This is a genomic window from Curtobacterium sp. MCBA15_009 (assembly GCF_001864895.1).
GTDB lineage: Bacteria > Actinomycetota > Actinomycetes > Actinomycetales > Microbacteriaceae > Curtobacterium.
Genome location: NZ_MJGO01000038.1, coordinates 295,370 through 308,475, shown reverse-complemented (window position 1 = coordinate 308,475; position 13,106 = coordinate 295,370). Strand labels below are relative to the sequence as shown.

The 13,106-nt window shown below is 71.4% G+C and carries 10 protein-coding genes; 6 read left to right on the top strand and 4 right to left on the bottom strand.

Annotated elements, in window-relative coordinates; translation table 11 throughout:
• Positions 1–88 precede the first annotated feature (88 nt).
• The 5 genes from BIU97_RS13185 to BIU97_RS13165 all read left to right on the top strand — a co-directional run bounded on the left by BIU97_RS13185 (position 89) and on the right by BIU97_RS13165 (position 6,052).
• The gene (locus tag BIU97_RS13185; protein WP_175472219.1) at positions 89–727 is read left to right on the top strand and encodes a TetR/AcrR family transcriptional regulator; all 639 of its coding nucleotides are present in this window, start codon (positions 89–91) and stop codon (positions 725–727) included.
• A gap of 81 nt (positions 728–808) precedes the next feature.
• A complete protein-coding gene (locus tag BIU97_RS13180; RefSeq protein WP_071260702.1) occupies positions 809–3,475 on the top strand; it encodes an MMPL family transporter in 2,667 nt (888 codons plus the stop codon).
• Between the two features lie 719 nt (positions 3,476–4,194).
• Positions 4,195–4,635: a MarR family winged helix-turn-helix transcriptional regulator gene (locus BIU97_RS13175; RefSeq protein ID WP_071261959.1), complete on the top strand. Its 441-nt coding sequence runs from the start codon at positions 4,195–4,197 to the stop codon at positions 4,633–4,635.
• Between the two features lie 57 nt (positions 4,636–4,692).
• A complete protein-coding gene (locus BIU97_RS13170) occupies positions 4,693–4,905 on the top strand; it encodes a hypothetical protein (protein WP_083404803.1) in 213 nt (70 codons plus the stop codon).
• A gap of 52 nt (positions 4,906–4,957) precedes the next feature.
• Positions 4,958–6,052 (top strand): alkene reductase, encoded by a 1,095-nt coding sequence (locus BIU97_RS13165; RefSeq protein ID WP_071260697.1) that lies wholly within the window; start codon positions 4,958–4,960, stop codon positions 6,050–6,052.
• Positions 6,053–6,137: 85 nt separating this feature from the next.
• On the opposite strand, the gene BIU97_RS13160 is transcribed toward BIU97_RS13165, so the two are convergent.
• The 4 genes from BIU97_RS13160 to BIU97_RS13145 form a co-directional block, all read right to left on the bottom strand.
• Positions 6,138–7,406 (bottom strand): sugar ABC transporter permease, encoded by a 1,269-nt coding sequence (locus tag BIU97_RS13160; RefSeq protein WP_071260695.1) that lies wholly within the window; start codon positions 7,404–7,406, stop codon positions 6,138–6,140.
• Entirely contained in the window at positions 7,403–8,167 is a 765-nt protein-coding gene (locus BIU97_RS13155; RefSeq protein ID WP_071260693.1) for an ATP-binding cassette domain-containing protein, read from the bottom strand. The genes BIU97_RS13160 and BIU97_RS13155 overlap by 4 nt, the downstream gene beginning before the upstream one ends.
• 129 nt (positions 8,168–8,296) lie before the next feature.
• Positions 8,297–9,412, bottom strand: coding sequence for a sugar ABC transporter substrate-binding protein (locus BIU97_RS13150; protein ID WP_071260691.1), 1,116 nt, complete (start codon positions 9,410–9,412; stop codon positions 8,297–8,299).
• A 234-nt stretch (positions 9,413–9,646) separates the two neighbouring features.
• Positions 9,647–10,819: an ROK family transcriptional regulator gene (locus BIU97_RS13145; RefSeq protein ID WP_071260689.1), complete on the bottom strand. Its 1,173-nt coding sequence runs from the start codon at positions 10,817–10,819 to the stop codon at positions 9,647–9,649.
• A 163-nt stretch (positions 10,820–10,982) separates the two neighbouring features.
• Between BIU97_RS13145 and BIU97_RS13140 the strand changes: the two genes are divergently transcribed.
• Positions 10,983–13,097 carry an acyltransferase family protein gene (locus tag BIU97_RS13140; RefSeq protein WP_175472218.1) on the top strand — a complete coding sequence of 705 codons (2,115 nt, stop codon included), beginning with the start codon at positions 10,983–10,985 and terminating at the stop codon, positions 13,095–13,097.
• Positions 13,098–13,106 lie beyond the last annotated feature (9 nt).

The window sequence follows — 13,106 nt, the reverse complement described above, 5'->3', positions numbered from 1 at the left end:
GGGCCTCCCGTCCGTCCCGGGGTACGAAACCGGGAAAGCGCCCGGAGAGGGTGCACCGAGTGCATCGATGCACCTAGTGTCGTCAGACGTGACCATCGCGAACGACCGTCGTGCCGCCCTCAAGGCGAAGCACCGTGCGGCGATCCTGCAGGCCGCTCGCGACCTCGTCGACGAGCGGGGTGGGCGCGACTTCGGGGTCGACGACCTCGCCGCCCGCGCCGACATCGCCAGGCGGACGGTCTTCAACCACTTCGGCTCCCTCGACGAGGTCCTGCTGGCGGTCTGCGAGCAGGAGCTCTCCGTCATCATCGACCGATTCCTCGCGGACATGGCGCGGACCCCGGTCGGCGACGGCTCGCGTGCGTCGATGTTCGAGGAACTCGAGTCGGCCGCCCGCGGAGCCGACCTCGCCCCGGCCATCGCGAGCATGTCCCGGATCCTCGGCGACCCCGGCAAGGACGACCCGAAGGCCGCGGTCCTGACCCAGACCGCGTTCTCGCGGGTGACCGAGCGGCTCCGCGCCGAGGTCGCCCGTCGCTACCCGGCCGCCGACCCCCTCGACGCCGCACTGCTCGTCGAGTCCCTGATGAGCGGGATCGTCGTCATCGCCGACCACTGGCTCGCGACCACCGGGCCGCGGCTCGACGACGACGCGATCAGCGACTGGGACGCCCTGCTCGCCCGCCTCGTGCACAGCGTGCGCAGCGGGTACATGCCGGGCGACTGACCTCCCGCACTCCTCCCCCAGGGGTCCACCGGCGCACCCCGCACCACAGCACCTGACAACGAAAGGAACGCAGGCACTCGCATGGCCGGTCTCCTCTACCGTCTCGGACGGTTCTCGGCACGACGCCACTGGCTCGTGATCATCTCCTGGGTCGTGATCCTCGGCATCGTCGGCGGCACCTACGCCCTGTTCGCCGGCACGATCTCGTCCGCGATCTCGATCCCGAACACCAAGACCAGTCAGGTGCAGGACGAGCTCGCCGACAAGTTCCCGTCCGCGAACGGCGGCAACGGGACGATCGTCTTCCAGACGACGGACGGCGAGGCGTTCTCGGACGCGCAGCGGTCCGACATCGACGACTTCATGACGAAGATCGAGCGGCTCGACGGCGTGAAGGGCACGACGAGCGGCTTCACGACGCAGGACCAGCTCGACGAGCAGCGGCAGAAGATCGTCGACGGCCGCAAGGAGATCAGCGACGGCCGCGAGCAGCTCGAGCGTGGTCAGGACCAGCTCGACGCGCAGGAGAAGGAACTCGCCTCCGGCAAGCAGCAGATCGCCGACGCGCAGGACCAGCTCGACGCCCAGAAGGCCCAGGCGCAGGCCGCCGGTGGCGCCGCCGCCGCTGCCGCGCAGGCACAGCTCGCCCAGGCGCAGGCGCAGATCGACGCCCAGCAGCAGCAGATCGACGCGGGTGCGCAGCAGCTCGCCGCGGCGCAGGACAAGATCGACGCCAACGCGAAGAAGCTCGACGACAGCTCGACCGAGCTCGAGCAGGGGTCGGCGCTCCTCGACCTGTCGAAGGACGTCCGGTTCGTGTCGTCGAACGGCAGCGCCGCGATCGGCACCGTCCAGTTCACCAAGTCGACCTACGAGGTCCCCGCGGACACGAAGACCGCGATCGCGGACGACGCCGACTCGGCCGACATCGAGGGCGTCGACGTCTTCGTCTCGAACGACATCGCCCAGGGCGTGCCGTCGATCCTCGGACCCGGTGAGATCGTCGGCGTCATCATCGCCGCGCTCGTGCTGTTCCTCATGCTCCGCACCGTGATCGGCGCCGCGATCCCGCTCGTCTCCGCCGTGCTCGGCGTCGGCGTCGCCTCGCTCGCCTCGCTGTCGTTCTCGAGCCTGGTCGAGTTCATCTCGGTCACGCCGGTGCTGGGGGTGATGCTCGGCCTGGCGGTCGGCATCGACTACTCGCTGTTCATCCTGAACCGGCACCGCACCCAGCTCAAGCAGGGCATGGGCGTGCACGAGTCGATCGGCCTCGCGAACGGCACCTCCGGCAACGCGGTGGTCTTCGCCGGTGCGACCGTCATCGTCGCCCTGCTCGCGCTGAACATCACGGGCATCCCGTTCCTCGGCCTGATGGGCACCGTCGGCGCCGTCGCGGTCTTCTTCGCGATCTGCATCGCGACGTCCTTCACGCCGGCGCTGCTGTCGCTCATCGGCATGCGGATCCTGCGCAAGAAGGAGCGCGAGAAGATCGGCAACACGGGCTCCACCCGGGTCCCGAACAAGCCGATGTCGACCTGGCGCGCGATCGTCACGCTCGTCGCCGGTGTCGCCGTCCTCGGCACGATCGCCCTCCCCGCGACCCAGATGCGCCTCGGCCTGCCGAGCGGGTCGTCCGAGGCCGTCGAGTCGAGCCAGTACAAGGCGTACAAGACGCTCGAGCAGGAGTTCGGCGCTGGCCAGAACGGCCCGCTGCTCGTCGTCGCGACCCTGCCGGACGCGATCAGCAAGAGCGACGTCACCGCGACCGAGGTCACCATCGGCCAGGCGATCGCGAAGAACGACGACGTCGCGGCCGTGCTGCCCATCGGCACCTCGAAGGCCCGCGACATCATCGCCTTCCAGGTGAAGCCGGACGGCGGCCCCGACAGCATCTCGACCGAGAACGTCGTGAAGGACCTGCGCGAGCAGACCGTCTCGACCGACGACGGCACGGTCACCCTCGGCGTCGCCGGCAACGCCTCGGCGAACATCGACGTGTCCGAGAAGCTCTCGAACGTGCTGCCGCTCTACCTCGTGGTGGTCGTCGGTCTCTCGCTGATCATCCTGATCATCGTGTTCCGGTCGTTCCTCGTGCCGATCACCGCGACCGCCGGCTTCATCCTGTCGGTCCTGGCGTCCTTCGGCGGCCTGACCGCGATCTACCAGTTCGGCTGGCTCGGCTCCGTGTTCGGTGTGCACGACCCCGCACCGATCCTGAGCTTCCTGCCCATCATCGAGATCGGCATCCTGTTCGGGCTCGCGATGGACTACCAGCTCTTCCTGGTGTCCGGCATGCGTGAGGCCTACGCCCACGGCGCCTCGGCGAAGGTCGCGGTCCAGCGCGGTCTGCACGCCGGGCGCGCGGTGGTCACGGCGGCCGCGATCATCATGATCTCGGTGTTCGCGGGCTTCATCTTCTCGGACTCGTCCACGATCAAGCCGATCGGCTTCGGCCTGGCGTTCGGTGTGCTGGTCGACGCGTTCGTCGTCCGCATGCTGCTCATCCCGGCGGCGATGCACCTGCTCGGCAAGAGCGCCTGGTGGTTCCCGAAGTGGCTCGACCGCATCGTGCCGGACGTCGACGTCGAGGGCGCCAAGCTCGAACGCGGCAGTACCGCGGACGGCGGCGGTCCCCGTGGCGGTGGTTCCCGTGACGCCGAGGACACCCACACCGGCGCCCACGCCCTGCCGGTGCAGCCCGACGCCCACGCGCACGACTCGGGGCACCCGCCCGCGCACCGCGCGTAGTCGACGCACCACCCGGGAGGCCCGGTGCCGGTCCACGTGACCGGTGCCGGGCCTCCGTGCGTGTGCGGAGCGGCGGCACGGCGGGGCAGGGCGGCGCGGCGTGTGCGCGGCGGGGGCGGTACGTCGGGCTTTGCGACAGGGCACGTGTCGATCCGCACGTGCTCCGTCGGAACATGCCCACGCATCCGATGCACGAGCATCCGGCGACAGAACGCCCGACGATCGACACGTGCTCCGTCGGAACATGCACGCGCATTCGTGCGCCGTCGCCGCCGGAGGGGCACGATCGGGCCGCACCGCCCCGATCGATGCACGAGCATCCGGCGACAGGGCACGCGTCGATCCGCACGTGGTCCGTCGGAACATGCACACGCAGCCGATGCACGCGCACACAACGACAGTGCACGCGTCGAACAACTGGTGCTCCATCGGAACACGCACACGCATCCGCACCAGCCTCTGTCACCACGACGACCACCGGCCGCCCCGCCCCGCCCCGCCCCGTCCGATGCACGCGCATCCAGCGTCAGGCCACCCGGCGAACGACAGGTGCACCGTCGGACGATGCACACGTATCCCATGCAGGCGCACACGGCGACGGAACACCCGACGAACGACAGGTGCTCCGTCGCACCATGCACACGCATCCGACGCACACGCGTCCGACGCGACGAACAGCTTCCCCGCGACACTTCGTGCACGAACGGTACGCTGGCACGATGACCGACGAACCGGACCCGCTCGCGCTCGACCGGCAGCTGTGCTTCGCCCTCGCGGCCACGAGCCGGAGCGTCATCGGGCTGTACCGCGACCTGCTCGAGCCGATGGGCCTCACCCACCCGCAGTACCTCGTGCTGCTCGCACTGTGGGAACGCGACCCCCGGTCCGTGCGGGAGATCGCGGGCGAACTCCGCCTGGACTCCGCGACGCTGAGCCCGCTGTTGAAGCGGCTGGAGGCCTCGGGCTACGTCCGCCGCACGCGCAGCACGGCCGACGAACGGCAGCTCGAGGTCTCGCTCACCACGGCGGGGCGCGCACTCCGCGACCGGGCGCAGGCGGTCCCGCTCGCCGTCGCGGACCGGCTCGGGTGGCCGCTCGCCCGGCTCGAGGCCCTGAAGGACGAGCTCACCGACCTGCTGGAACGCGTCGACCAGGTGTGATCGGACCCGATCGGTGGCACAATGGTTCGTGCACGAACGAATTGAGAGGACACCCTCGTGGGACGCTTGGCCAAGTGGTACGAACGGTGGAACACGACGCTCATCGACAAGATGGGCCCGTCGCAGATCGGCGCCGGACGCCCCGAGGGCATCGACGACCGCACGATCGACCGGGGGTGCCCGCTCTGCGGCAAGCCGCTCTCCCAGCACCAGGTGATCCGCCCCGAGGGCCAGGTCCGCTCGTCGACGCTCGTCTGCCCGCGCGACTGACCATCCGCCCCGAAGCGGAATTGCCCCGTGCAACAGCTGGTTGCACCGACACGTGAAGCTCTTCGAACGCGCCGAACTCGGCGCCCTCACCCTGAACAACCGCATCGTGATGGCCCCCCTCACCCGGACGCGCGCCGGCGAGCAGGGCATCCCGAACGACCTGCTCGTCGAGCACTACCGGCAGCGCGCCGGCCTCGGCATGATCATCACCGAGGGCACGTGGCCCGTGCAGGAAGGCCGCTCCTACCCCGGGCAGCCCGGCATCGAGACCGACGAGCAGGTCGCCGGCTGGCGCCGCGTCGCCGACGCCGTGCACGCCGAGGGCGGCACCATCGTCATGCAGCTCATGCACGGCGGCCGCGTCTCGCACACCGCCATCTCGCAGACGCCGCGCATCGTCGGCCCGTCCGCCGTCGCGGCGCCCGGTCAGACGCACCTGCCGGACGGCTCGAAGGCCGACATGCCGGTGCCGCACGAGCTCACCACCGACGAGGTCCGGCAGGCCGTGCAGGGCTTCGCCCAGGCCGCCCGCAACGCGATCGCCGCCGGGCTCGACGGCGTCGAGGTGCACGGCGCGAACGGCTACCTGGTGCACGAGTTCCTGTCGCCGGTGTCGAACACCCGCACCGACGAGTACGGCGGCTCCCCGGAGAACCGTGCCCGCTTCGCGGTCGAGGTCACCACGGCCGTCGCCGAGGCCGTCGGCGCCGACCGCACCGGCATCCGCCTGTCGCCGCAGCACGGCATCCAGGGCGTGCTCGAGGAGGACGACGCCGACGTGCGCGCGACCTACACGGCACTCGCCGAGGGCCTGGCGCCGCTCGGGCTCGCCTTCGTCGACGTGCTGCACGCCGAGCCGACGAGCGACCTGGTGCAGCACATCCGCCGCACCGCGGGTGCGCCGTTCGTCGTGAACTCCGGCTTCTCGTCGCTGACCACCCGCGACGAGGCGATCGCCATCCTCGACCAGGACGTCGCCGACGCCGTGGCCGTGGGTCGCGCCGCGATCGCGAACCCGGACCTCGCCCACCGTTGGGAGCGCGACGCCGAGCTCAACGAGCCGCGTCCGGAGCTCTTCTACGGTGCCTCTGCCGAGGGCTACACCGACTACCCGACGCTGGCCGAGGTGCGCGCGTCCGTCGCGTAGCCGACGCGACCAGCTGACGGACGGGAGGCCCGGTGCACGCTCGCACCGGGCCTCCCGTCCGTCGGTCGGACCGTTCCGTCCGCACTCAGGCCGCGCCGTGGCTGGCGCGGCTGCGCCGCGACAGCGAGTCGATGATCACGGCGAGCAGCAGGACCGCGCCGGTGATCATGTAGCGGATCGACGAGTCGAGGCTCAGCAGGGTCAGCCCGTTCGAGATCGACTGGATGACGATGATGCCGAGGAGTGCCGACCAGGCGCTCCCCCGGCCGCCGAACAGGCTCGTCCCGCCGATGACGGCGGCGGCGATGGCGTTGAGGTTCGTGTCGCCGGCGCCCGAGGACAGGCTCGCCGAGTTGAGGCGGGCGGCGGCGAGGATGCCGCCGATCGTGGCGAAGAGCGACGTGAGCACGAACACCGAGATGTAGATCCGGTTCACCCGGATGCCGGACCGACGGGCGGCCTCGACGTTGCCGCCGACGGCGAAGACCGAGCGCCCCCAGCGGGTGCGCTTCAGCACGAAGTTCATGAGCACCACGAGCACGACGAAGAACACGAACGAGGTGCCGGTGCCGAAGTCGCGGGACAGGTACCAGACCATGACCCCGAGGCCGATGAACAGCGCGACCGACTTCGCGATCGTCAGCGACAGCGCGCTCGTCGACAGCCCGGCGCGACGACGTCGGGCGGCCCGGCGGAGCTCGGTGGCGAACAGGCCGCCGGCGGCCACGGCCGCGAGCACGTAGGCGAGCCACGGCGGCAGGTACGACGCCGAGGCGAACTGCACGATCGGCGAGTCGTACGGCAGGTTGATCGAGCCGTTCGGGCCGAGGATGAGCAGCTGCAGCCCGAGGAAGCCGAGCAGACCCGCGAGGGTGATGACGAAGCTCGGCACGCCGAAGCGCGTGAACAGCAGGCCGTAGAGCAGGCCGGCCGCGGCACCGACCGCGAGGGCGACGACGATGACGAGCCACAGCGGCCAACCGAGCGACGTCAGCCCCTGACCGAGGATGGCGGCCGCCAGTCCGCTGACGCTGCCGACCGACAGGTCGATCTCGCCGAGCAGCAGCACCAGGACGATGCCGATCGCGATGGTGCCGACGGCGGCGCACTGCAGCGCGAGGTTCACGAGGTTGCCCGGCGACAGGAAGTCCGGCGACAGCGCCTGGAACACCGCCCAGATGACGATGAGGCCGACGACGACCGGCAACGAGCCGATGTCGCCGCCGCGGACCCGGCGGACGAACGCCTTGGCGGCGCCCCCGATGCCCTGGTCACGCAGGAGCCGTTCGTCCTGCAGGTCGGCCGCCGACGCGGTCGGCGTCGCCGCGGTGAGGGTCTCGTCGGTCTTGCTCATGCTGTCGGCTCCTGTTCGGTCCTGGCGGCGGCGCGGCGGGTGACGGCGTTGTCGGTGGCGCCGGTGATGGCCGCGATGATCTCCTCGTAGGAGACGTCGTCGATGCGGAACGTCCCGTTGTTGCGGCCCAGTCGCAGGACGGCGACCCGGTCGGCCACCGCCTGGACGTCGGCGAGGTTGTGGCTGATGAGCACGACGCCGAGACCGCGTTCGCGGAGCCGTTCGACCAGGTTGAGCACCTCGGCGGTCTGCGCGACGCCGAGGGCCGCGGTCGGCTCGTCGAGGATGACGACCTGGGGTTCGCCGATGAGCGAACGGGCGATGGCGACCGTCTGGCGCTGCCCGCCGGACAGCGACGCGATGGGGATCCGCACGGACGGGATCCGGGCGGCGAGCTGCTGGAGCAGCTCCCACGAGCGGCGCTCCATCTCCTCCTCGTCGAGCAGGGGGTGCGCGATCTCGCGGCCGAGGTACAGGTTCGACACCACGTCGAGGTTGTCGGCGAGGGCGAGGTCCTGGAACACCGTCGCGATGCCGAGCGTCTGCGCCGCCGCCGGGTTCGGGACGGAGACCTCGTCACCGTCGAACGTGATCGTGCCGCCGTCGGGCGTGTAGACCCCGGCGAGGATCTTCACGAACGTCGACTTGCCGGCGCCGTTGTCCCCGACGATGGCGACGACCTCGCCGGGGAACACGTCGAGGTCGATGTCACTGAGGGCCTGGACGGCGCCGAACCGCTTGGAGATCCCCCGCAGGGACATGACCGGTTCGACGGGGTGGTGTGCTGCTGCTGGTGACGCGTTGCTCACGGGTGTCGTGCTCACGGGTGTCGTCCTCGATCGGATGGGGCCCGCCCGGTCCGACTGCGGACCGGGCGGGCGGGGTCGGACCTACTTGATGCCGGCGCTGGTGCAGGCGGAGGCGTACTGCGAGGTGCAGATCTGCGACACCTTGTAGAGGCCGTCCTTCACCACCGTCGACTCGACGTTGTCGGTGGTCACGGCCACCGGGTCGAGCAGCGTGGACTGCACGCTCGCGCCACCGGCGGTCTGCACCGTGGTGTCGCCCTTCGGGGTGTCGCCCTTCGCGAACTGGATCGCGAGGTCGGCCGCCTTCGCGGCCTCGGGCTTGAACGCCTTGTAGACGGTCATGTACTGCTCACCCGCGAGGATCCGCTGGATGCCGGCGAGCGAGGCGTCCTGTCCGGTGACGGGCGGGAGCTCGCTCACCCCGGCCGACTTGAGGGCCGCGATGACACCGCCGCCGGTGTCGTCGTTCGCCGCGTAGACGCCGGTGATCTTGTCCGCGCCGAGCTTGCTGATCTGGCCGGCGGCCCAGTCCTGCGCCTTGGCCGGATCCCACCCGGGGGTGTCGTACTCGGCGAGCACCTTGTAGCCGCTCGAGTCGATGACCGAGTGCGCGCCCTTCTTGAACTGCGAGGCGTTGTTGTCGGTCGGCGAGCCGTTCACCATGATGATGCCCGAGCCGCTCGGCACCTTCTTCGCCTTGAGCGCGTCGACGAGCGCCTGTCCCTGGAGCTCACCGACCTTCTCGTTGTCGAACGAGATGTAGTAGCTCAGGTCGGGGCTGTCGATGAGCCGGTCGTAGGAGATGACCGGGACCTTCTTGGCCTTGGCCTGCTGCACGATGGACGCTGCCGCCTCGCCGTCGAACGGGTCGAGCACCAGGACCTTGACGCCCTGCGTGAGCATCGACTGGGCCTGCTGCAGCTGCTTCGACGCGTCGCCGTCGGCGTTGGCGTAGACGACGGAGCAGCCGCTGCACTGCTTCTTCACCTCGGCGGTGAAGAGCGGGCGGTCCGCGCTGGCGTAGCGGGCGGTGACGGAGTCGGGCAGGAGCAGCCCGATCTTCGCCTTCGAGGCGTCGCCGCCCCCGCCGCCGGAACCGGTCCCCGCGTCGGCTCCGTTGGAACAGCCGGCCAGGGTGGTGATCGCGAGCAGCAGGGCGCTGACGCCCAGCATCGCTCGTGTGGTGGATTTCTTCATCGAAACGCCCTCCAACAGGTGGACCGCCGTCGTTGGCGGTGCCCTGAGTGTGGCAGCGAGTGTTATTGGCTGCAAGAGTTGAACACAACGCATGCGGCCCGTGACGAAAACGTTATCCGGCGGTCGACGGCCTCGCGCTGGCACGGCGGCGGCGGGCCGTACCGGCGTCGCGGCCCGTCCCGCCGGTCAGCCGCCCGGCTCGGTGCCCGGCTCGGGGCCCGGCGGCCGTGCGGTTCAGCGCACCCGCGTGACGTCGACCGCCTCGATCGCCACGGCCAGCGCCCCCGTGACGGCGGCCTTCTCGCCGAGCTGGCCCTGCACGACGTCCGGGGTGCCGGCGACGTCGACGATGAGCGAGGACTCGAGGGCGTGTCGCATCGGGCCGAGCAGCAGCTCCCCGGCGCGCGCGAACTCCCCGGTGACGACGACCCGCTCCGGGTCGAGGACGTTGCACAGTCCGACCGCCGCCGCACCGATCGCCCGACCGGCGTCGGCGACCGCGCGCATGCAGACCTGGTCGCCGGCCATCGCCCGCACGATGAGGTCCGCGAGCTTCAGCGTCCCCACCTCGTCCCGCACCCCCTCGAGCACGGCCGGCGCCCCCGCCACGGCCTCGAGGCAGCCGCGGTTGCCGCACCGGCAGATGGGACCGTTCGGCACGACCGGGGTGTGCCCGAACTCCCCCGCGATGCCGTGGTGCCCGCGGAACAGGCGCCCGTCGAGCACGAGGCCGGCGCCGATGCCGTTCCCGACGTCGAGCGTCACGACGGTGTCGCGGCCGCGGGCCGCGCCGCTGCGGTGCTCGGCGAGCGCCGCGAGGTTCGCGGAGTTGTCCACCTGCACCGGCTTGTCGAGCCGCCGGGCGAGCGACCGCCCGAGCTCGATCCCGTCCCAGCCCCGCAGGATCCCGCCGCGCGCGGTCATCCCCGTCCTCGCGTCGATCGGGGCGGCGACCGCGAGACCCACCGAGAGGACCTCGTCGACCGAGGACTCGATCGACTCCACCATGTCGAGCACGAGCAGCGCGGTCTTGTCGAGCTCGGCGTCCGCCCGGTGGTCGCGGGCCAGCGGCGTGTGGCGCTCGGCCAGCACGGCGCCGTTCAGGTCGGACAGCGCCAGGCGCAGGTGCCGCGGCGAGACGTGCACCCCGGCGACCAACCCGAGACCGTGCGGCAGCGTGACGCGCAGGGCGCGACGGCCGCTCGACGTGCTCGGCGTGGCGTGCAGTGCGCCGGTCGCGACGAGCTCCTTCACGATGTTCGAGACCGTCGCGGGCGAGAGCCCGGTCACGCCGGCGAGCTCGACCTGCGTCAACCCGCCGTGGCGCTTGACCGCGCTGACCACTCGACCCCGGTTGGCTTCACGCAGTGAAGCTTGGTTCCCCGGACTGCGGCGCGGCTCTGACACGGGGACAGCGTAACGGGCGGCTCCCGACCGCCTGTCCGCCCGGTCGGGAGGCACGGCGGACGTCCGCCACGCCCCACCCGTCCCGCAGGCCGCGGCTCCACTGCGCGGGGCGCGCCGTGCACGCACCTCGCCGTCGTCGCGCCGTCTCGTAGGATCGTCCGCAGTGAGTACTGCAACGCCGGGCGAGCGGGGCCCCGCGCACCGCCAGCGCGACGCGACACGGTGGGACATCCAGGGCCTCCGCGCCGTGGCGGTCGCCGCCGTCGTCGTCTACCACCTGTGGCCGCACGCCCTGCCGGGCGGGTTCGTCGGGGTCGACGTCTTCTTCGTCATCTCGGGGTTCCTCATCACCGGGATCCTGGTGCGCGAGCAGGTCGCGACCGGCACGATCCGGCTCGGACGGTTCTGGTCGCGGCGGGCGAAACGCCTGCTGCCGGCGGCGTTCCTCACCATCCTCGTGACCGGCGGCGTCGTGCTGCTCGCAGTACCGAGCGCGCTCTGGGGCCAGTACGGCCGCGAGCTCATCGCGTCGACCCTGTACGTGCAGAACTGGGTGCTCGCAGCGGACTCCGTCGACTACCTGGCATCAGCCGCCGCACCCTCGCCCTTCCAGCACTTCTGGTCGCTGTCGGTCGAGGAGCAGTTCTACATCGCGTTGCCGCTCCTGCTGCTCGGGCTGGGGGCCGCGGTGCGGGGACGGCTCCGACCGCTCGCCGCCGCCCGGCTCCTGCTCGGCGCGGTCGTCGTCCTGTCGCTCGTGTGCAGTGTCGTCCAGACCCACACGAACCCCGGCGTCGCGTACTTCTCCACCGCGACCCGGGCGTGGGAGTTCGCCCTCGGCGGCCTCGTCGCGACCGTCCACCTGCCCGAGGTGCGCACCCTCGTCGCCCGACGCGTCCGCCTCATCGGAGCCGGCACCGGCGCCGCAGCCGTCGTGCTCTCGCTCGTCGTCATCACGCCGGACACCGCGTTCCCCGGGATCGCGGCGCTGCTGCCGGTGGCCGGGGCGGCCCTCGTGGTGCTGTTCGGCGCCGGCACGGTCGTCGAGTCCGCCGGCGCGCTCGGCCCCGTCGCCTCCACCGGCCGGATCTCGTACGCGCTGTACCTGTGGCACTGGCCGCTCGTGGTGGTCCTGCCCATCCTGCTCGGCCGCCCGCTCGACGGCCTGACGAAGACGGCCGTGCTCGTCGTCGCGGTGGGCCTGGCGACCGCGACGACGCTCTGGTTCGAGGAACCCGTCCGCACCGCCGCCTGGCTCCGCGACCTGCAACCCCTGCGGGTCGTCGCACTCGGCGTCATCTGCACCTTCACCGTCGTCACGCTCGGGGCCTCGACGCTGACCGCCGTGCGCATCCAGCAGGTCCACGCCGCCACCGTCACCGAGCAGGTCACGACCGACAACGAGGACGACGCCGAATCCTGCTTCGGCGCCGCGGCCGCGATCGGCTCGGCCGACCCCTGCGTCGACCCGACGTTGGCCGACGTGCGGGTCCCCGACCCCGCGTCGGCAGCGGACGACGACGCGAACCGCAGCGAGTGCTGGCACGGGACGTTCCGGACCTGCGTGCTCGGCAAGGAGACCGGCTGGTCGAAGCACCTGCTCGTCATCGGCGACTCGCACAGCAACGCCCTCCTCGGTGCGTACGAGAAGATCGCCGACGACAACGGCTGGCGCATCGACCTGGCTGGCACCGGCGGCTGCTACCTGACGACCGCCCAGCAGGACGCCCCCACGCCGGCGACGATGCGCGGCTGCAACAAGTGGAAGCACCAGGCCATCGCCTTCGTCGAGGAGCACCGCGACGCCGACGCCCTCGTCGTCACGCACTCCACCACCCAGCGGCCGGTGAGCCTGCCCGCCGGACGTGCCCGCGACGCCGCCACCCGGAACGGCCTGGTCGACGCGTGGCGCCAGGCGGCCGGCACGGAGCTCCCGGTCATCGCCATCCGCGACAACCCGGTCCCCCGGCCCGACGTCGTCACGTGCGTGAGCCGGATGTCCGGCGACACCGACACGTCGTGCGACCGTCCGCGGGCCGAGGCGCTCGGCCAGACCGACTCGACGGCCGAGGCCGTGCAGGCCTTCCGGGCGGTCGGGGGTCGCGCGGCGATGGTCGACCTGTCCGACCGGTACTGCTCGGACACCTCGTGCCCGGCCGTCGTCGGCGGCGTGCTCGTCTACCGGGACTCGACCCACATCACCGCGACGTGGGCGTCGTCCCTCGAGCCGTACCTGGCGCAGGCGCTGCAGCGTCGGTTGGCCGCCTTCGAGCGCTGACCGGTGCTG

Coding starts and splice junctions, on each gene's coding strand:
- BIU97_RS13160 (WP_071260695.1), bottom strand. CDS start 7,406: ATGAGCAAGACCGACGAGACCCTCACCGCGGCGACGCCGACCGCGTCG.
- BIU97_RS13180 (WP_071260702.1), top strand. CDS start 809: ATGGCCGGTCTCCTCTACCGTCTCGGACGGTTCTCGGCACGACGCCAC.
- BIU97_RS13175 (WP_071261959.1), top strand. CDS start 4,195: ATGACCGACGAACCGGACCCGCTCGCGCTCGACCGGCAGCTGTGCTTC.
- BIU97_RS13150 (WP_071260691.1), bottom strand. CDS start 9,412: ATGAAGAAATCCACCACACGAGCGATGCTGGGCGTCAGCGCCCTGCTG.
- BIU97_RS13155 (WP_071260693.1), bottom strand. CDS start 8,167: ATGTCCCTGCGGGGGATCTCCAAGCGGTTCGGCGCCGTCCAGGCCCTC.